General features: G+C 60.5%; 19 protein-coding genes and 1 other RNA gene. 13 read left to right on the forward strand and 7 right to left on the reverse strand.

Translation table 11 applies throughout. The features are described from left to right. Window positions 1–111 precede the first annotated feature (111 nt). The 3 genes from ubiD to PG5_RS11330 all read left to right on the forward strand — a co-directional run bounded on the left by ubiD (window position 112) and on the right by PG5_RS11330 (window position 3,504). A complete protein-coding gene (gene ubiD, locus PG5_RS11320; RefSeq protein WP_020797260.1) occupies window positions 112–1,578 on the forward strand; it encodes a 4-hydroxy-3-polyprenylbenzoate decarboxylase in 1,467 nt (488 codons plus the stop codon). Beyond that, on the forward strand, window positions 1,578–2,546 hold the full coding sequence (locus tag PG5_RS11325; RefSeq protein WP_020797261.1) for a CDP-6-deoxy-delta-3,4-glucoseen reductase: 969 nt from the start codon (window positions 1,578–1,580) through the stop codon (window positions 2,544–2,546). The genes ubiD and PG5_RS11325 overlap by 1 nt, the downstream gene beginning before the upstream one ends. A gap of 289 nt (window positions 2,547–2,835) precedes the next feature. Beyond that, complete coding sequence (locus PG5_RS11330) at window positions 2,836–3,504, forward strand: gamma-glutamylcyclotransferase (RefSeq protein ID WP_020797262.1); 669 nt, start codon at window positions 2,836–2,838, stop codon at window positions 3,502–3,504. Here PG5_RS11330 and glpT read toward each other — a convergent pair. Continuing rightward, window positions 3,480–4,829 (reverse strand): glycerol-3-phosphate transporter, encoded by a 1,350-nt coding sequence (gene glpT / locus PG5_RS11335; RefSeq protein ID WP_020797263.1) that lies wholly within the window; start codon window positions 4,827–4,829, stop codon window positions 3,480–3,482. The two genes, PG5_RS11330 and glpT, sit on opposite strands and share 25 nt — an antisense overlap. A gap of 330 nt (window positions 4,830–5,159) precedes the next feature. On the opposite strand from glpT, the gene PG5_RS11340 reads away from it, so the two are divergent. Beyond that, window positions 5,160–5,774 (forward strand): energy transducer TonB, encoded by a 615-nt coding sequence (locus PG5_RS11340; protein ID WP_033042149.1) that lies wholly within the window; start codon window positions 5,160–5,162, stop codon window positions 5,772–5,774. A 50-nt stretch (window positions 5,775–5,824) separates the two neighbouring features. Here the strand turns inward: PG5_RS11340 and PG5_RS11345 are convergent, their stop codons facing one another. After that, window positions 5,825–6,802: an NADPH:quinone oxidoreductase family protein gene (locus tag PG5_RS11345; protein WP_020797265.1), complete on the reverse strand. Its 978-nt coding sequence runs from the start codon at window positions 6,800–6,802 to the stop codon at window positions 5,825–5,827. Window positions 6,803–6,952: 150 nt separating this feature from the next. Between PG5_RS11345 and PG5_RS11350 the strand changes: the two genes are divergently transcribed. After that, window positions 6,953–7,360: a flagellar basal body-associated protein FliL gene (locus tag PG5_RS11350; RefSeq protein WP_020797266.1), complete on the forward strand. Its 408-nt coding sequence runs from the start codon at window positions 6,953–6,955 to the stop codon at window positions 7,358–7,360. A 113-nt stretch (window positions 7,361–7,473) separates the two neighbouring features. On the opposite strand, the gene PG5_RS11355 is transcribed toward PG5_RS11350, so the two are convergent. Further along, entirely contained in the window at window positions 7,474–7,926 is a 453-nt protein-coding gene (locus tag PG5_RS11355; RefSeq protein WP_020797267.1) for an EVE domain-containing protein, read from the reverse strand. 195 nt (window positions 7,927–8,121) lie between these two features. Between PG5_RS11355 and PG5_RS34435 the strand changes: the two genes are divergently transcribed. After that, window positions 8,122–8,277 (forward strand): hypothetical protein, encoded by a 156-nt coding sequence (locus PG5_RS34435; protein ID WP_020797268.1) that lies wholly within the window; start codon window positions 8,122–8,124, stop codon window positions 8,275–8,277. A 33-nt stretch (window positions 8,278–8,310) separates the two neighbouring features. On the opposite strand, the gene PG5_RS11360 is transcribed toward PG5_RS34435, so the two are convergent. The 4 genes from PG5_RS11360 to PG5_RS11370 all read right to left on the reverse strand — a co-directional run bounded on the left by PG5_RS11360 (window position 8,311) and on the right by PG5_RS11370 (window position 9,751). Further along, on the reverse strand, window positions 8,311–8,916 hold the full coding sequence (locus tag PG5_RS11360) for a 5-formyltetrahydrofolate cyclo-ligase (protein WP_033042138.1): 606 nt from the start codon (window positions 8,914–8,916) through the stop codon (window positions 8,311–8,313). A 102-nt stretch (window positions 8,917–9,018) separates the two neighbouring features. Continuing rightward, window positions 9,019–9,197, reverse strand: a non-coding RNA gene (ssrS, locus tag PG5_RS33350) — 6S RNA. A 30-nt stretch (window positions 9,198–9,227) separates the two neighbouring features. Further along, window positions 9,228–9,545 (reverse strand): cell division protein ZapA, encoded by a 318-nt coding sequence (locus PG5_RS11365; protein ID WP_008055229.1) that lies wholly within the window; start codon window positions 9,543–9,545, stop codon window positions 9,228–9,230. Then, entirely contained in the window at window positions 9,542–9,751 is a 210-nt protein-coding gene (locus tag PG5_RS11370) for a TIGR02449 family protein (RefSeq protein WP_007982902.1), read from the reverse strand. The genes PG5_RS11365 and PG5_RS11370 overlap by 4 nt, the downstream gene beginning before the upstream one ends. A gap of 197 nt (window positions 9,752–9,948) precedes the next feature. Here PG5_RS11370 and PG5_RS11375 point away from each other — a divergent pair, with 197 nt between their 5' ends. The 7 genes from PG5_RS11375 to PG5_RS11405 all read left to right on the forward strand — a co-directional run bounded on the left by PG5_RS11375 (window position 9,949) and on the right by PG5_RS11405 (window position 17,736). Next, complete coding sequence (locus tag PG5_RS11375) at window positions 9,949–10,506, forward strand: YecA family protein (protein WP_020797270.1); 558 nt, start codon at window positions 9,949–9,951, stop codon at window positions 10,504–10,506. Between the two features lie 26 nt (window positions 10,507–10,532). Continuing rightward, window positions 10,533–11,867, forward strand: coding sequence for a Xaa-Pro aminopeptidase (gene pepP, locus PG5_RS11380; RefSeq protein WP_020797271.1), 1,335 nt, complete (start codon window positions 10,533–10,535; stop codon window positions 11,865–11,867). Further along, window positions 11,864–13,051: a 2-octaprenyl-6-methoxyphenyl hydroxylase gene (ubiH, locus tag PG5_RS11385; protein WP_020797272.1), complete on the forward strand. Its 1,188-nt coding sequence runs from the start codon at window positions 11,864–11,866 to the stop codon at window positions 13,049–13,051. Before pepP ends, ubiH begins: the two co-directional genes overlap by 4 nt. Beyond that, window positions 13,044–13,529, forward strand: coding sequence for a DUF4442 domain-containing protein (locus tag PG5_RS11390; protein WP_033042136.1), 486 nt, complete (start codon window positions 13,044–13,046; stop codon window positions 13,527–13,529). The genes ubiH and PG5_RS11390 overlap by 8 nt, the downstream gene beginning before the upstream one ends. A gap of 9 nt (window positions 13,530–13,538) precedes the next feature. Further along, a complete protein-coding gene (locus tag PG5_RS11395) occupies window positions 13,539–14,756 on the forward strand; it encodes a 2-octaprenyl-3-methyl-6-methoxy-1,4-benzoquinol hydroxylase (protein ID WP_168759239.1) in 1,218 nt (405 codons plus the stop codon). 220 nt (window positions 14,757–14,976) lie between these two features. After that, window positions 14,977–15,981, forward strand: a complete 1,005-nt coding sequence (locus tag PG5_RS11400) for an extracellular solute-binding protein (protein ID WP_020797275.1) — start codon at window positions 14,977–14,979, stop codon at window positions 15,979–15,981. A gap of 138 nt (window positions 15,982–16,119) precedes the next feature. Next, entirely contained in the window at window positions 16,120–17,736 is a 1,617-nt protein-coding gene (locus PG5_RS11405; RefSeq protein ID WP_033044230.1) for an iron ABC transporter permease, read from the forward strand. Window positions 17,737–17,795 lie beyond the last annotated feature (59 nt).

Raw genomic sequence — 17,795 nt, forward strand, 5'->3', positions numbered from 1 at the left:
CGGCTTTTTGCTATCTGATTTTTGATCAACCCGTAGTTCGTGGTTCTGAAGCATGAGGTTCGGCGCTAAACTGCCTGCCCCCGAACGCCACGGCCAACACGAGGCTCACGCATGCAGTATCGCGACTTGCGCGACTTTATCAGCGGCCTGGAACAGCGCGGCGAACTCAAGCGCATCCAGGTTCCGGTGTCCCCAGTGCTCGAAATGACCGAGGTCTGCGACCGCACCTTGCGCGCCAAGGGCCCGGCCCTGCTTTTCGAAAAACCCACCGGTTTTGACATTCCCGTGCTCGGCAACCTGTTCGGTACCCCCGAGCGCGTGGCGTTGGGCATGGGCGCCGAAGCGGTCAGCGAGCTTCGCGAAATCGGCAAGTTGCTGGCGTTCCTCAAGGAGCCCGAGCCGCCCAAGGGGTTGAAAGACGCCTGGTCCAAGCTGCCGATCTTCCGCAAGATCATCTCGATGGCACCCAAGGTGGTCAAGGATGCGATCTGCCAGGAAGTGGTCATCGAAGGCGACGACGTCGACCTGTCGACGTTGCCCGTGCAGACCTGCTGGCCAGGCGACGTCGCGCCGCTGATCACCTGGGGCCTGACGGTCACCAAAGGTCCGAACAAGGACCGGCAGAACCTCGGCATCTACCGTCAGCAAGTGATCGGCCGCAACAAGGTCATCATGCGCTGGCTGAGTCACCGTGGCGGCGCGCTGGATTACCGTGAATGGTGCGAAAAACATCCCGGCCAACCGTTCCCGGTCGCCGTGGCGCTGGGTGCTGACCCGGCGACCATTCTTGGCGCCGTGACCCCGGTGCCGGACAGCCTTTCCGAGTACGCCTTCGCCGGCCTGTTGCGCGGTAACCGTACCGAGCTGGTGAAATGCCGTGGCAACGACCTGCAAGTGCCGGCTACCGCCGAGATCATCCTTGAAGGCGTGATCCATCCAGGCGAGATGGCCGATGAGGGGCCGTACGGCGACCACACCGGTTACTACAATGAAGTCGACAGCTTCCCTGTGTTCACGGTCGAGCGCATCACCCACCGGATCAAGCCGATCTACCACAGTACCTACACCGGGCGTCCACCGGATGAGCCGGCGATCCTGGGTGTGGCGCTGAACGAAGTGTTCGTGCCGATCCTGCAGAAGCAGTTCCCGGAGATCACCGACTTCTACCTGCCGCCCGAAGGCTGTTCATACCGCATGGCCGTCGTGACCATGAAGAAGTCGTACCCGGGGCATGCCAAGCGGGTAATGCTCGGTGTCTGGTCGTTTTTGCGACAGTTCATGTACACCAAGTTCGTTATCGTCACTGACGACGATATCAACGCCCGCGACTGGAATGACGTGATCTGGGCCATTACTACGCGCATGGACCCCAAGCGCGACACGGTGATGATCGAGAACACGCCCATCGACTACCTGGACTTTGCCTCGCCGGTGTCCGGCCTGGGCTCGAAGATGGGGCTCGATGCCACGCATAAATGGCCGGGTGAAACCACGCGCGAGTGGGGCCGTGTAATCGTCAAGGACGACGCCGTGACCCAGCGGATCGATGCCATCTGGAATCAGTTAGGAATAGATTGATGCGTGTAACCTTGCAGCCCTCCGGAGCAGTACTGGATATCTTGCCCGGCGAGCGGATTCTCGATGGCGCACGTCGCCTGGGCTATGAATGCCCGCAAAGCTGTCGCAACGGTAACTGCCATGTGTGCGCGGCACTGCTGGTGGAAGGGCGCGTGGAGCAGGCGGGCGATGTGCGTGACCATGGCGAGTTCTACACTTGCATAGCAGAGCCGCTGGAAGACTGCATCGTGCTGTGGGATGGCGTGCTCGCGCTGGGAGAATTGCCGGTGCGCAGTCTGTCGTGTCAGGTCACCAGTTGCACCGAGGTCGGTGGTGATACCTGGCGGGTGCGGCTGCGGGCCCCCGCCGGCAAGCCGCCGCGATATCACGCGGGCCAGTATCTGATGATCCATCGCGACAACGGCGAGAAGTCGTCCTTCTCCCTGGCCTCGGCACCCTCCGGTGGCCGTGACCTGGAAATCCACGTGCTGGCGCGTGAAGCCAGCGCGCTCAACCTGATCGAGCAACTTCAGCGCAACAGCATGGTGCGTGTCGACATGCCGTTCGGTGATGCCCACCTGGCCGAGTTGCCGGACGGTCCGTTGGTGTTGATCGCCGCGGGCACCGGCATGGGCCAGGTCCATGGCCTGATCGAGCATTGCCGCGCCGAGGGCTTCAAGCATCCGGTGCACCTGTATTGGGGGGTGCGTCGTCCTGAAGACTTTTATGAAGTCGAACATTGGGATGAATGGCTGAAGCTGCCCAACCTGTTCCTGCATAAAGTCGTCAGCGATCAATGCGGCTGGCAGGGACGCTGCGGCATGTTGCATGAGGCAGTATGCGAAGACTTTCCTGATCTCAAAGCCCTGCACGTGTACGCCAGTGGTTCGCCGGCCATGGTCTACGGCACGTTGGATGCGCTGGTCGAGGCGGGGATGGACGCCCACCAGATGCGCGCCGACGTATTCGCGTACGCGCCTCGATCTTGATCCAGCCCTTGTAGGAGCTGCCGCAGGCTGCGATCTTTTGACCTTGCCTTGAAGATCAAAAGATCGCAGCCTGCGGCAGCTCCTACAGTTCCTCCCGTTATAACTCTCTATATAGCCGATCGGTATTTATAAAATCATATAAATGTCGGTAGGTTATATATCGTTCAAGTAATTAATTAAGAGTTGCGCCAATGCGCTTCAATTACTTGAATACATATGTGCCTTATTGCTACAGCGGTGCGTTCTATTTAGTAACTGTCTACTCGCGGGGAGCTGAACGCTATTCGCCATGAGCGCCATTGAATCTTCGTTTCTGAACCTGTCCTATCCTCCGCAGCTCGATCTGGGGCCGCAACTCACGCACGAACAATTGCTCAGCTCTATGCAGTCGACCATGGCGCGCCACAAAGGCGGGCCGGTGTGGTTGTTCGCGTATGGGTCGCTGATCTGGCGCCCTGAATGCACGGCGGTCGAGCGCGTTCGTGGGCGAGTGCATGGCTATCATCGCGGTTTGTACCTGTGGTCCCACGAGCATCGTGGCACGCCGGAAATGCCCGGGCTGGTCTTTGGTCTGGATCGCGGCGGCTCCTGCAGCGGTTTCGCCTATCGCTTGCCTGATGAACAGCTGGACGCGTCGTTGTATGCGCTATGGAAACGTGAGATGCCATTTCCGTCCTATCGCCCGCACTGGCTCAACTGCCGACTGGAAGACGGCAACCAGGTTCAGGCATTGGGATTTGTCCTGGAGCGGCATCTGCCCAGTTATGCCGGCAACCTGCCGGATCATGTCCTGAGCCACGTGTTCGAGAACGCTTGCGGGCGCTACGGCACTACTCGCGATTATGTCGAGCAGACCGCCCACGCCCTGCGTAGCCACGCCATGCCAGACCGCAATCTGGAGGCGCGGCTCAAGCGCTGCAAGTCAAAGGATGATCAGGCCAGTGCTTCGCGGCTCTGACTGGCGACTTGCTTGTGCCATAGGGTTGGCGCCAGGAAGGCCATCGCCAGCAGGCAGGCGCTGATCAGCAAGATGAAACCGCCGTCCCAGCCGAAATGGTCCACGGTGTAGCCCATCGCTGCACTGGCCGCGACCGAGCCTCCCAGGTAGCCGAACAGCCCCGTGAAGCCCGCAGCCGTACCGGCGGCTTTCTTCGGTGCCAGTTCCAGTGCCTGCAGGCCGATCAGCATCACCGGGCCGTAGATCAGGAAGCCGATGGAGACCAGCGCAATCATGTCGACAGTCGGGTTACCGGCCGGGTTGAGCCAATACACCAGTGTCGCCACGGTCACCAATGCCATGAACACCATGCCTGTCAGGCCACGGTTGCCACGGAAGATCTTGTCTGACATCCAACCGCACAGCAACGTGCCCGGAATACCGGCCCACTCATAGAAGAAATACGCCCAGGACGTCTTGTCCACAGTGAAGCCCTTGGCCTCCTTGAGGTAGGTCGGTGCCCAGTCCAGCACGCCGTAGCGCAGCAGGTAGACAAAGACGTTGGCCAGGGCGATGTACCAGAGCATCTTGTTGCGCAGCACGTACTTGACGAAGATTTCCTTGGCGCTGAATTCCTCTTCGTGGCTCGCGTCGTAGCCTTCCGGATAGTCGTTCTTGTACTTCTCGATTGGCGGCAGGCCGACCGATTGCGGGGTGTCGCGCATGGTGATGAAGGCAAACACCGCCACGGCCATGGCCACTGCCGCCGGTACATAAAACGCAGCGTGCCAGTCGTTGAACAGGCCCATGCCGATCAGGAACAGTGGGCCGATCAAGCCACCACCCACGTTATGCGCCACGTTCCACAGCGACACCACGCCACCGCGTTCCTTCTGCGACCACCAGTGGACCATGGTCCGCCCACTTGGCGGCCAGCCCATGCCCTGCGCCCAGCCGTTGATGAACAGCAGGATGAACATGATGGTCACGCTGGACGTCGCCCAATGTGCGAAACCGAACGTGAACATCACCGCTGCCGAGACCAACAGGCCGAACGGCAGGAAGTAGCGCGGATTGGAACGGTCGGAAACGATGCCCATCAGAAACTTGGACAAACCATAGGCAATGGCAATCGCCGACAGCGCCACGCCCAATTCTCCACGGGTATAGCCCTCTTCGATCAGATAAGGCATGGCCAGGGAGAAGTTCTTGCGCAGCAGGTAGTAACCGGCGTAACCGATAAAGATACCGGCGAAGATCTGCCAGCGCAGGCGTCGGTAGGTGCTGTCTATTTTTTCTTCAGGCAGCGGAGCCTGATGTGCGGCAGGAGAAAAGAAAGCAAACATTCAAGAGCTCCAAATTTCTTGTTTTGACTGCGGATGCGAATGTTACAGTTTCGTTACCGAAAATAGCATCGGTTCTCATCGACAAAACAGCGGAAATGTTGGAAATCGAGCGTTCTTTTATGAACATGTCGCTCAGACGTAAATGAAGGGCGGTGTAGGAAGCGTTACCGTTTCGACGTAGATGTGCCTGATCTGAACGCAATAGGGCAGCTTTTTGGGAAAGGTCCTGCGCTTTTACCGGAAGCCATGACCTTCAGCCCAAAGCCTTCGATCTTTACCCTTTGTCTGGCAGCCAGGTTTGGCGATGCAGGGTAAGAAGGGGGATGCGTTATGCGGTGGGTTATGTGTTTGGTGCTGTTGGTTTTGTCTGTTGAAAGTAGGGGAGGTGACGTGTTCCTGATACCGGAGCACAACCCCAAGCCGATTTATCCGCCAGCGCTGCAACGGGCCGGAATCATCGGTGATGTCAGGGTCAGGTTTACGGTCCATGCCGATGGCTCGGTCAGCAAGGTAAGTATTTTGCAAAGCGATCATCATGATTTGGCCGAGGCGTGCAGGGTGGCGATAGGGCAGTGGCGGTTCAAGCCATGGACGGTTGAGGATGGGAAGCCTGCGGAGCAGGAAGTGATTGCGCCGATGGTCTTTGGATTCAATTCAGCGTTACCCCTTCATCTCAATGAATGGCTTAAGAAACTGAAATGTCGCGATCTCAATGAAGTCACGGTCAACACGCCCGAACACGCCTGGGCTGATACCACTGCGTTCCACTACACCCGTGCCTATTTATCGAATGCCTTTTCTGCCACAACGTTGCCTAACGAGCGTCGCCTGGCGCTGATAGCCGGGATGAACAGGAAGGTGCCGGTCATTGTCAGGGAATGCCTGAACAATCCGGTGTCCAGGTACGTGAGGTTTTTACCGGAGGATATTCGCAAGTTGCTTTAGTTTGGGGCGGCCTGGACACCATTGATGGGAGTCCAGACCGTGTGGCGGGCTCAGCGAACCTGCACAACCACCTTGCCAACGGCCTTGCGCTGGCCCAGGTCATTGATGGCCTGCGCGGCATTGCTTAGCGGATACACCTGCGACACCAGCGGCTTCAACTTGCCTTCGGCAAACCAGCCAAACAATTGCTGGAAGTTGGCGGCGTTATCCTGCGGCTGACGCTGGGCGAACGAGCCCCAGAACACGCCGAGTACAGCCGCGCCCTTGAGCAGTGCGAGGTTTACTGGCAGTTCGGGAATGCGTCCGCTGGCAAAGCCCACCACCAGCAGGCGGCCGTTCCAGGCGATGGCGCGGATGGCCTGGTCGAACAGGTCGCCGCCCACCGGGTCGTAGATCACGTCGGCACCCTGGCCATCGGTCAGGCGCTTGATTTCGTCCTTGAGGCTGGTTTCGCTGTAGTTGATCAGCTCGTCGGCACCCGCGGCCTTGGCCACGGCAAGTTTTTCCGCGCTGCTGGCCGCGGCGATCACCCGGGCGCCCATGGCCTTGCCGATTTCCACAGCCGCCAGGCCGACACCGCCGGAGGCGCCCAGTACCAGCAGGGTTTCGCCGGGTTGCAGGTGGGCGCGCTGCTTGAGGGCGTGCATCGAAGTGCCATAGGTCATGCTGAAGGCGGCGGCGGTGTTGAAGTCCATGGAAGGCGGAATCGGCAACACGTTGTAACCCGGCACCGCGACCTGTTCGGCGAAGCTGCCCCAGCCGGTAAGGGCCATGACCCGGTCACCGACTTTCAGGTGGCTGACTTTTTCGCCCACGGCGCTGACTACGCCGGCGGCTTCACCGCCGGGGGAAAAAGGGAAGGGCGGCTTGAATTGGTACTTGCCCTCGATGATCAGCGTGTCGGGAAAGTTCACCCCGGCGGCGTGCACCTCCAGCAGGATTTCGTTCTTCTTCGCGACAGGACTGGCGACGTCTTCCAGCACCAGCGATTCGGCAGGGCCGAAGGCTTTGCACAGCACGGCTTTCATCAGGGCTATTCCTTTGGGAGTGTTGGCCGATAAGTGTAGGTGTGTGAGTCGACGGGTCAACGAGCATGCCCGGCCCTGATAACCAGCCATAAGCTTGTGCTGGCGTAGCGGCTGGTTATGCTAGGCCGCAAACCGGATAAGGAGCGAATTGTGAAAGCGTGGATCATGTTGTTGCTGGGCCTTTCCTTGCCTATGGCAGCGGTGGCCGAAGAGGCCAAGGAAGAGGTGGCGCCGAAGGTCAATTACGTCACCTTGAGCCCGCCGTTCGTGGGCAACTACGGGCTCGATGGCACGCCGAAGCTCAAGGTCTACAAGGCTGATGTGGCATTGCGTGTGACGGGTGACGAGGCCGCCAAAGCGGTGAAGGCCAACGAACCGTTGATTCGTAATCAACTGGTGGCGCTGTTTGCCCAGCAGTCCACCGAGACGATGAACAATGTCGAGGCTAAGGAAAAGCTGCGTCAGGAAGCCCTTAAGCAAACCCAGCAGATCATGAATGATGAAACCGGCAAACCGGTGGTTGAGGACCTGTTGTTCAACAACCTCATCATCCAATAAGGCTTGCGTTGCCCGGACGGGCCTCTTCGCGAGCAGGCTCGCTCTCACATTGGAATGCGTCCCCTGTGGGAGCGAGCCTGCTCGCGAAAGCATTCTGATTGCCGCCGCACATCTTACGGCTTAAGTGCTATCACCGCCGCCCACTGCTCCGCCGTCACCGGCATCACCGAAAGCCTCGAACCCTTCTGTACCAAAGGCATCTCCGCCAGCGCCGCCTGTTGCTTCAGATAATCGAGCTTCAACACCCTGGAAAACGTTTCCACATGAGCGACATCGATAGCACTCCAGGCGTTTTTATCCGGTGTTGCCTTAGGGTCGTAGTAATGGCTCTCAGGCTCCAGCGCCGTCGGGTCCGGATACGCCGCTTCGACAATCTTGCCAATCCCGGCAATCCCCGGCTCAGGGCAGCTCGAATGGTAGAAAAAGAACTCGTCCCCCACCGCCATTGCGCGCAAAAAATTACGCGCCTGATAGTTGCGAACCCCGTCCCAGCGCGCTCTGCCAAGCTGCTCCAGGCCTTTGATCGAGAGTTCGTCGGGCTCGGATTTCATCAGCCAATAGGCCATGGTTTGGATCCTTGCGAAGTGGGTGGAAAGGTCGTCGGGCAATTTTATGACAAACCGACGGTCGGTTGACGCCAGCATTTGCGTGCGGGTTCACGTTGTCGCAAAATGCCGGCCTTTCAAGCTTGACGCTGCTGCACGGCCTACAAATGGAAACCGCTGCTGACATCGTGTTGATATGCCTTTGGGGGGCAATCGATGAAACGCAAACCGGATTTACTTTGGATTTTGGTTATTTTGTTCGGCCTTGGCGTCGTAACCACTGGCTATGCCCAAAGCCTGTGGAACAACAAGACCGATGCACCCATCGAGGTCTCGGCGCTGCAGCAACAGTCGACAGCCTTCAAGCGCTGATCCTTGCTTTTTGACGCCTGAGCGCGGTGGCGTCTAGCCTGCGTAATACCAGGCCTTGTCCGTCACCGTTCCTTGCAACGGCACATCCCAGCTCGCTTGAGCCAGTCGCTCGACCTTCTGGCATTCATGGGCCAGCCCTAGCAATGTCGGTTTACGCCAGTCATTGCGGCGCGCCAGGTAGGCGAGGCTTCGATCATAGAAGCCGCCGCCCATGCCCAGGCGTCCGCCAACATCGTCAAACCCCACCAATGGCAGCAGCACCAGGTCCAGCGCCCAGACTTTGCGTTGTCGTGCGAGGTTGTGCCTGGGTTCGAGGATACGGAAGCGATTGGGCTTGAGCTTTTCGCCGGGGCGGATGCGCTGGAACACCATTTTGGTTCGCGGCCAGGCACTGAGCACCGGCAGATAGGTGGCCTTGCCCCGACGTTGAGCCGCACGCAACAACAGGCGCGGATCGATTTCACCGTCGGTGGGCAGGTAAAGAGAGATGTGTTTGGCGCGGCGGAACAGCGGTTGCTGGGCCAATTGCTTGTACAGCCCGCGAGCCGCCTGGCGCTGCTGACTGGTTGTCAGTGCGCGGCGGGCCTTGCGCAGCATGCGTCGAAGTTGCGGTCGAGGGAGCAGCGCAGGTTCGGTCATGGATTTTGGCTTCGGCAATACGGTTACCTAAAGCGCCTCTGTAAAAAAGCAGAGCAGTAAAAACGCCGATGCCGGTATTAAAACCGGCATCGGACTGGAATCAGGCTCCCCGGATGTGCCGCTGTCGACTTAGCCCTTGAACCCGAAAGTTCAAGGTGGAAGACGCAGTAGGCTTTAAGGCTTTCCGTCTAGCGGACATGCACACCAGCCCAACGTGCGACTTCCAGGGTATAGCAAATCGGCTCAGGGACATCGCCAACTGGCAAGCACCCCAGGGAGTGATCAGAGTATACCGCAAGCGGTGACGCGAATCAGCCCTTGGTGACATCCGGATCAGTGGCGAGCACCAGATCGACGCGATCGAGCAGGTCGCGCACCTGTTCGCGGGTTGAACCGCTGGCCTGGATATCCGGTCGTTCTTCCTTGTGCAGCAAATCGTGCGTGATGTTCAGCGCGGCCATCACGGCGATGCGATCGGCGCCGATGACTTTGCCGCTGCTGCGGATTTCGCGCATCTTGCCGTCCAGGTAGCGAGCGGCGCTCACCAGGTTGCTGCGCTCTTCCTGGGGGCAGATGATCGAATATTCTTTGTCGAGGATCTGCACAGTGACGCTATTGCTTGAACTCATGAGTCTTGCTCCAGGGCCTTGAGGCGCGAAATCATCGATTCGACCTTACGCCGGGCGATTTCGTTTTTTTCAATGAGGTGCGCGCGTTCCTCGCGCCAGGTCTTTTCCTGAGCTAGTAAGAGTCCGTTTTGGCTCTTAAGTTGCTCGACTCGGGTAATCAACAGTTCGAGTCTGGCCATCAGCGCTTGCAGGTCGGTGTCTTCCATTGTGTCCACTGTTCGTCTGATGGGTGGTAACTGTAGGAGCGAGCATGCTCGCGATGAACCTGAGAACGCCGCGGGGTGTCAGGACCCCAGGGATATCGTTGACGACCATCGCGAGCGTGCTCGCTCCTACAGGGGTAGTCGATGTAGGATACAAGGCCTTCATTCTAGACATAGCGCCGTCTGGCGCCTAGCTGCCCATGACCATTCAGAATTCCCCGTACCAAGGCTTCGCCACCCTGCTGACCTCCAGCGGTCATAACGTCTCGCCTGCCGAACTGCACGGCCTGCTGCTCGGCCGCAGTTGCGCCGGCGCCGGTTTCGACGCCGAAGGCTGGCTGATCGACGCCGCCGAGCTGCTCGAAAGCGAGCCGCAGGACAACGTTCGCAGCGCCCTGATCGGCCTGCAAGAGATGGTCAAGGGTGAGCTCACCGGCGACGACGTAACCGTGGTCCTGTTGCTGCCGACCGACGACGCTCCGCTGACCGAACGCGCCGTGGCTCTGGGCCAGTGGTGCCAAGGCTTCCTCAGTGGTTTCGGCTTGAATTGCCGCGACAGTAGCATGCTCAGCACTGAGGCAACTGAAGTGTTGCAGGATCTTGCAGCCATTTCCCAGGTGCAAGACGCGCTGGAAGAGTCCGAAGACGGCGAAACCGACTATATGGAAGTCATGGAGTACCTGCGCGTCGCGCCGCTGCTGCTGTTCTCGGAAACCAAGAAAGACGCAGCGGCTGCGGCCAAGCCGTCGCTGCACTGATCAATGCCAGGGAACGCCATCTGCCCATGATTCATATCCCGAAATCGGAATACAGCCGTCGCCGCAAGGCCCTGATGGCGCAGATGGAACCCAACAGCATCGCCATCCTGCCCGCCGCCGCGGTAGCCATCCGCAACCGCGACGTCGAGCACGTCTATCGCCAGGACAGCGACTTCCAGTACCTCAGCGGTTTTCCCGAGCCTCAGGCAGTGTTGGTCCTGATGCCAGGGCGCCTGCATGGTGAATACATCCTGTTCTGCCGTGAACGCAACGCCGAACGCGAGTTGTGGGACGGCCTGCGCGCCGGGCAAGAGGGTGCGATTCGCGACTTCGGTGCCGACGACGCCTTCCCGATCACCGACATCGACGACATCCTGCCCGGCCTGATCGAAGGCCGTGACCGCGTCTACTCGGCCATGGGCAGCAACCCGGAATTCGACCGGCACCTGATGGAATGGATCAACGTGATCCGCTCCAAGGCCAACCTCGGCGCCCAGCCGCCGAACGAATACGTTGCCCTGGATCACCTGCTGCACGACATGCGCCTGTATAAATCGGCGGCAGAGGTGAAGGTGATGCGCGAAGCCGCACGGATTTCCGCCCAGGCACACGTGCGTGCGATGCAGGCCAGCCGCGTCGGGTTGCATGAGTTCAGCCTGGAAGCCGAACTCGATTACGAGTTTCGCAAAGGCGGGGCGAAGATGCCGGCCTACGGCTCGATCGTCGCGGCGGGGCGCAATAGCTGCATCCTGCATTACCAGCAGAATGACGCGCTGCTCAAGGACGGCGATCTGGTGCTGATCGACGCCGGTTGCGAGATCGACTGCTACGCCAGCGACATCACGCGTACCTGGCCGGTCAACGGCAAATTCAGCGCAGAACAGAAGGCAATCTACGAATTGGTGCTGGCCGCCCAGGAAGCCGCGTTTGCCGAGATTGCCCCGAACAAGCACTGGAACCAGGCCCACGAAGCCACGGTGCGGGTGATTACCTCGGGCCTGGTCGAGCTGGGACTGATGCAGGGTAACGTCGACGAACTGATCGCCAGCGAAGCCTACAAGGCGTTCTACATGCACCGCGCCGGTCATTGGCTGGGCATGGATGTGCATGACGTCGGCGAGTACAAGGTCGGTGGCGAATGGCGCGTGCTGGAAGTGGGCATGGCGCTGACCGTGGAGCCGGGGATCTACATTGCTCCGGACAACCAGAGCGTGGCGAAGAAATGGCGCGGCATTGGCGTGCGCATCGAGGACGATGTCGTGGTCACCAAGGCCGGCTGTGAAATCCTGACGAAAGGCGTACCGAAAACCGTCGCCGAGATCGAGGCCCTGATGGCGCAAGCACGGACACAAGCGGCATGAATCGAGTCAACCTGGCGATTATCGGTGGCGGCCTGGTCGGCGCCAGTCTGGCGTTAGCCTTGCAGGCCGGGGCAAAGGCCCGTGGCTGGAAGATCGTGCTGATCGAACCGTTTGCCCCCGGGGACAGCTATCAACCCAGTTACGATGCGCGTTCCACGGCGTTGTCCTTCGGTGCGCGGCAGATTTATCAGCGCCTGGGCGCCTGGCAGGAAATCTCCCGCCGCGCAGAGCCGATCAAGCAGATTCACGTCTCTGACCGTGGGCGTTTTTCCACGGCGCGACTGTCGGCGATGGAAGAGGGCGTTCCGGCGCTGGGGTATGTGGTGGAAAACGCCTGGCTTGGCCATTGCCTGTGGCAAGGCCTGGACCAGGACGTGATCAGTTGGCGTTGTCCGGCGGAAGTCACGCGCATGGAGCCGCTCACTGATGGCTACCGCCTGACCCTGAATGACGAAACCACGCTCGATTGCGACCTTGCGGTGCTCGCCGATGGCGGCCGTTCAGGCTTGCGCGAGCAACTGGGCATCGGCATCAAGAAACGCCCATACAACCAGAGCGCGCTGATCGCCAACATCACCCCGAGCGAAGCCCATGACGGCATGGCGTTCGAACGTTTCACCGACGACGGCCCAATGGCGTTCCTGCCGTTGCCGGACAATCGTTGCGCGCTGGTCTGGACCCGCCAGGGCATGGATGCACAGCGCCTGGCCGCCCTTGATGAGCGCAGTTTCCTGAGCGAGCTGCAGGGGGTGTTCGGTTATCGCCTTGGCACGTTGAAGCAAGTCGGTGTGCGGCACTTGTATCCGCTGGCGCTGGTGGAGGCCGAAGAGCAGGTGCGCTCGCACCTGGTGGTTCTCGGCAATGCTGCCCACAGCCTGCATCCGATTGCCGGCCAGGGGTTCAACCTGTCCCTGCGCGATGCCCAGGCGCTGGCCGATGCGCTGCTCGCCAGCGAACGCCTGCCGGGCGACTTCGCCACCTTGCAGGATTACCGCGAGCGCCAGCGATTGGACCAGAGCCTCACCGTGGGCTTCTCCGACCAGGTCACGCGCCTGTTCGGCAGTACTCAGCCGCTGGTCTCATTGGGCCGCAATCTGGGCCTGCTCGGTCTTGATCTGCTGCCGCCGGCCAAGCGCTGGTTCGCCCGGCAAGCCATGGGCCTGGGTACTCGCCCTGATGTTTAAGTGGCTGACGCGCAGGTTTGGCAAGGCCCGCTTGATGTGCCGGTTCATGAACCTCTATCCGCCGTACCTTGGTGCCGGGGTTCGGGTGCGGTACATCAGCGATGACTTTCGTGATGTCCAGGTGTCCATGGGCTTGAGTTGGTACAACCGCAACTACGTCGGCACGCAGTTTGGCGGCAGCCTGTATTCAATGGTCGATCCGTTCTTCATGCTGATGCTGATGGAAAACCTTGGTCGCGAGTACATCATCTGGGACAAGTCCGCCGACATCGATTTCATTGCGCCGGGCAAAGGCCCGGTATTCGCCCGTTTCAACATCGATGACACCTTGCTCGACGAGATCCGCCGGCAGACGGCGGAGGGCAAGAAGTACCTGCCGCAATTGCAGGTCGATATCCATGACGGCGCCGGCCACCTGGTGGCGCGTGTCGGAAAAACCCTTTACGTGCGGCTCAAGCCGCAAGCGAGACAGGCTTAAAGCATGGAAATGCGCGCAGATCTGCTGATTGTCGGGGCCGGAATGGTCGGCAGCGCCCTGGCGCTGGCGTTGCAGGACAGCGGGCTGGAAGTCCTGCTGCTCGATGGCAGCCCGTTGAGCGTCAAACCCTATGACCCGCAGGCGCCGTTCGAGCCGCGCGTGAGTGCATTGTCCATTGCCAGTCAGCGAATTCTCGAACGCCTGGGTGTTTGGGACGGTATTGCCAGCCGGCGCAGCAGTCCCTACAGCGACATGCACGTCTGGGACGGCAGCGGCACCGGGCAAATCCACTTTTCGGCGGCCAGCGTGCATGCCGATGCCCTGGGCCATATCGTCGAGAATCGTGTGGTTCAGGACGCCTTGCTCGACCGCTTGCACGACTGTGACCTGGGCATGCTGGCCAATGCGCGCCTGGAACAAATGCGCCGCTCCGGCGACGACTGGCTGCTAACCCTGGCCGATGGCCGCACCTTGCGCGCGCCGCTGGTGATCGCGGCGGATGGGGCCAACTCGGCGGTGCGACGCCTGACTGGTGTCGCCACGCGGGAATGGGATTACCTGCATCACGCCATCGTCACCAGCGTGCGCAGCTCTAAACCTCATCAAGCGACCGCCTGGCAGCGGTTTACCGACAATGGCCCGCTGGCGTTCCTGCCGCTTGAACGCGACGGTCAGCAGGATTGGTGCTCGATCGTCTGGTCGACCACGCCGAGCGAAGCCGGGCACTTGATGGAACTCGATGACGAGGATTTCTGTCGTGCGCTGGAGCGGGCCTTCGAAGGTCGACTTGGCACGGTACTGAGTGCGGACCCACGCCTGTGCGTGCCGCTGCGTCAGCGCCATGCCAAGCGGTACGTGGCAGAGGGCCTGGCCTTGATCGGCGATGCCGCGCACACCATTCACCCGCTGGCCGGGCAGGGCGTGAACCTCGGTTTCCTGGATGCTGCCGTGCTGGCCGAAGTGCTATTGCAAGCGGCAACCCGTGGCGAGCGACTGGCGGACGTGAAGGTGCTGAGCCGTTACGAACGTCGGCGGATGCCGCATAACCTGGCGTTGATGGCGGCAATGGAAGGTTTTGAACGGCTGTTCCAGGCTGACCCGTTGCCGGTGCGCTTGTTGCGTAATGTCGGGTTGAATTGGGTCGATCGGATGCCCGAGGCCAAGGCGCTGTTTGTGCGTGAGGCGTTGGGGTTGATCGGGGATTTGCCGGCGCTGGCCAAGGCCTGATGTCCTTGGTGTGGCTGATGGCCTCTTCGCGAGCAAGCCCGCTCCCACATGGGAATGCATTTCAAATGTGGGAGCGGGCTTGCTCGCGAAGGCGTCAGCACATTCACTATCAATTCCCGCTGTGCAACATCTGGTAACTCCTCCGGAAACTGTTCGATTGAGAAGCGAAATGTGAGTCCTTATCATTTGACCTCACTTTTTCAATCGAGAGACCGCTCCCATGTTGGCACCGAAGCGTCTACTGACCGCACTGGCCCTGACCCTGATCGGCAGCACCGCCGCCCAGGCCGCTGACGAGGTGGTGGTCTATTCCTCGCGCATCGATGAACTGATCAAGCCAGTGTTCGATGCCTACACCGCGAAAACCGGCACCCAGGTGAAGTTCATCACCGACAAGGAAGCGCCGCTGATGCAGCGAATCAAGGCCGAGGGTGAGAACACTCCCGCCGACCTGCTGCTGACCGTCGATGCCGGCAACCTCTGGCAAGCCGAGCAGATGGGCATCCTCCAGCCCTTCACCTCGAAAACCATAGACGCCAACATTCCGCTGCAATACCGTGCGGCCTCCCACGCCTGGACCGGCCTGAGCCTGCGGGCGCGGACCATCGCCTATTCCACCGACCGAGTGAAACCGGGCGAACTGACCACCTACGAAGCACTGGCCGACAAGAACTGGGAAGGCCGCCTGTGCCTGCGCACGGCGAAAAAGGTCTACAACCAGTCCTTGACCGCCACCCTGATCGAAGTGCACGGCGCCGAGAAAACTGAGCAGATCCTCAAGGGCTGGGTCAACAACCTGTCCACTGACGTGTTCTCCGACGACGTGGCAGTGCTCGAGGCCATCAATGCTGGCCAGTGCGACGTGGGCATCGTCAATACCTACTACTACGGTCGCCTGCACAAGCAAAAACCGGATCTGCCGGTTAAACTGTTCTGGCCGAACCAGGCGGATCGCGGCGTGCACGTCAACCTGTCGGGCATTGGCCTGATCAAGCACGCGCCGCATGCGGAAGCGGCCAAGGCCCTGGTGGAGTGGATGACCACGCCAGAGGCACAGAAGATCTTCGCTGATGTGAATCAGGAATACCCGGCCAACCCGACCGTGCAACCCTCCGCCGAAGTCGCTGCGTGGGGCAAGTTCGTCGCCGATACCCTGCCGGTGGAAGTTGCCGGCAAGCGCCAGGCCGAAGCGATTCGCATGATGGATCGCGCTGGCTGGAACTGAGTCGCCCGCAATAAAGAGCAAAAGATCGCAGCCTTCGGCAGCTCCTACAGGGTGATCACCGACCCAATGTAGGAGCTGCCGGAGGCTGCGATCTTTTTGCGTTTTCCCTACACTTCAAGATTTTGCGAGAGCTATACCTTGGCCCACCCCGCCCAACGCCGCTGGTATCCCCTGGTCTTCGCCATCGCTGCGCTGGTCCTGCTTCCCCTGAGTGTCCTGCTGCTGTCCTGGCAAGCCATCGACCCGCAGATCTGGTCCCACCTCTGGGAAACCCAGATGCCGCGCCTGCTGGGCAACACCCTGACCCTGGTATTCGGTGTCGGCGTTGGCGTCACGGTCCTGGGGGTGAGCCTGGCCTGGCTCACCAGCCTTTGCGAATTCCCCGGTCGGCGTTGGCTGGACTGGGCACTGATGCTGCCCTTTGCGATTCCGGCCTACGTGCTGGCATTCGTCTTTGTCGGGCTGCTGGATTTTGCCGGTCCCGTGCAAACCCTGTTGCGAGAGTGGTTCGGCAGCGGCCTGCGTTTGCCGCGTGTGCGCTCCACGGGAGGGGTGATCCTGGTCCTGGTGCTGGTCTTCTATCCTTACGTTTATCTGCTGGCGCGCACCGCTTTCCTGGCTCAGGGCAAGGGGCTGATGGAAGCGGCACGGGTGCTCGGTCAATCCCCATGGCAGGCGTTCTGGCGCGTGGCGATGCCCATGGCGCGCCCGGCCATCGGTGCTGGCGTAGCCTTGGCGCTGATGGAAACCCTGGCGGATTTCGGTGCCGTGTCAGTGTTCAACTTCGACACCTTCACCACCGCCATCTACAAGACCTGGTACGGGTTCTTCAGCCTCTCCAGCGCCGCGCAACTGGCCAGCCTGTTGCTGCTGGTGGTGATGCTCGTGCTCTACGGCGAGCGGCGTGCCCGCGGCGCCAACCGTGCGAGCAATGAACGGCCACGGGTCAAGGCGTTGTATCACCTGCGCGGTCTCAAGGCACTGTTGGCGACGGGGTGGTGCGCTCTGGTGTTCGCCTGCGCCTTTGTCATTCCTATGCTGCAGCTGGTGGTGTGGTTCTGGCAGCGCGGTCGCCTGGATCTGGATGAGCGTTACACCGGCCTGATCATTCACACGTTGTACCTGGGGGCGATGGCGGCGTTGATCACCGTCAGTGTCGCCCTGGTATTGGCGTTTGCCCGGCGGCTGGCGCCGACCCGGGGGATTCGCGCCGGGGTGAGCCTGGCCAATCTTGGCTACGCCTTGCCCGGATCGGTGCTGGCGGTTTCGATCATGCTGGCGTTCAGTTACCTCGATCGCGTGTTGGTGATCCCGCTCTCCGGCTGGCTCGGCGGGGCTGGCAAGCCGTTGTTGCTGGGCAGTCTGTTGGCGCTGCTGCTAGCTTACCTGGTGCGCTTCATCGCTGTGGCCTACGGTCCGCTGGAAAGCAGTCTGGCGCGTATACGGCCATCTTTGCCCGAAGCGGCACGTAGCCTGGGCGTCAGTGGGCCGCGACTGTTTTTCAAAGTGTATCTACCTTTGCTGCTCCCCGGTTCGATGAGCGCGGCCTTGCTGGTGTTCGTCGATGTGCTCAAGGAAATGCCCGCGACCCTTCTGATGCGCCCGTTCGGCTGGGACACGCTGGCGGTGCGGATTTTCGAAATGACCAGTGAAGGTGAGTGGGCGAGGGCGTCTTTACCGGCCTTGACCCTGGTTTTGGTCGGGCTGCTACCAGTCATCGGATTGATACGACGTTCGGCGCATCGAAACAGCTAGGTGCCAGTCCTACACCTTGCGGCTACAATGCGCGGCATTCGGTGCGGTCCGTCTGACAG

The sequence above is a fragment of the Pseudomonas sp. G5(2012) genome, assembly GCF_000408945.1.
Lineage (GTDB): Bacteria > Pseudomonadota > Gammaproteobacteria > Pseudomonadales > Pseudomonadaceae > Aquipseudomonas > Aquipseudomonas umsongensis.

Coding starts and splice junctions, on each gene's coding strand:
- ubiD (WP_020797260.1), top strand. CDS start 112: ATGCAGTATCGCGACTTGCGCGACTTTATCAGCGGCCTGGAACAGCGC.
- PG5_RS11325 (WP_020797261.1), top strand. CDS start 1,578: ATGCGTGTAACCTTGCAGCCCTCCGGAGCAGTACTGGATATCTTGCCC.
- PG5_RS11330 (WP_020797262.1), top strand. CDS start 2,836: ATGAGCGCCATTGAATCTTCGTTTCTGAACCTGTCCTATCCTCCGCAG.
- glpT (WP_020797263.1), bottom strand. CDS start 4,829: ATGTTTGCTTTCTTTTCTCCTGCCGCACATCAGGCTCCGCTGCCTGAA.
- PG5_RS11340 (WP_033042149.1), top strand. CDS start 5,160: ATGCGGTGGGTTATGTGTTTGGTGCTGTTGGTTTTGTCTGTTGAAAGT.
- PG5_RS11345 (WP_020797265.1), bottom strand. CDS start 6,802: ATGAAAGCCGTGCTGTGCAAAGCCTTCGGCCCTGCCGAATCGCTGGTG.
- PG5_RS11355 (WP_020797267.1), bottom strand. CDS start 7,926: ATGGCCTATTGGCTGATGAAATCCGAGCCCGACGAACTCTCGATCAAA.
- PG5_RS34435 (WP_020797268.1), top strand. CDS start 8,122: ATGAAACGCAAACCGGATTTACTTTGGATTTTGGTTATTTTGTTCGGC.
- PG5_RS11360 (WP_033042138.1), bottom strand. CDS start 8,916: ATGACCGAACCTGCGCTGCTCCCTCGACCGCAACTTCGACGCATGCTG.
- PG5_RS11365 (WP_008055229.1), bottom strand. CDS start 9,545: ATGAGTTCAAGCAATAGCGTCACTGTGCAGATCCTCGACAAAGAATAT.
- PG5_RS11370 (WP_007982902.1), bottom strand. CDS start 9,751: ATGGAAGACACCGACCTGCAAGCGCTGATGGCCAGACTCGAACTGTTG.
- PG5_RS11375 (WP_020797270.1), top strand. CDS start 9,949: ATGACCATTCAGAATTCCCCGTACCAAGGCTTCGCCACCCTGCTGACC.
- pepP (WP_020797271.1), top strand. CDS start 10,533: ATGATTCATATCCCGAAATCGGAATACAGCCGTCGCCGCAAGGCCCTG.
- ubiH (WP_020797272.1), top strand. CDS start 11,864: ATGAATCGAGTCAACCTGGCGATTATCGGTGGCGGCCTGGTCGGCGCC.
- PG5_RS11390 (WP_033042136.1), top strand. CDS start 13,044: ATGTTTAAGTGGCTGACGCGCAGGTTTGGCAAGGCCCGCTTGATGTGC.
- PG5_RS11395 (WP_168759239.1), top strand. CDS start 13,539: ATGCGCGCAGATCTGCTGATTGTCGGGGCCGGAATGGTCGGCAGCGCC.
- PG5_RS11400 (WP_020797275.1), top strand. CDS start 14,977: ATGTTGGCACCGAAGCGTCTACTGACCGCACTGGCCCTGACCCTGATC.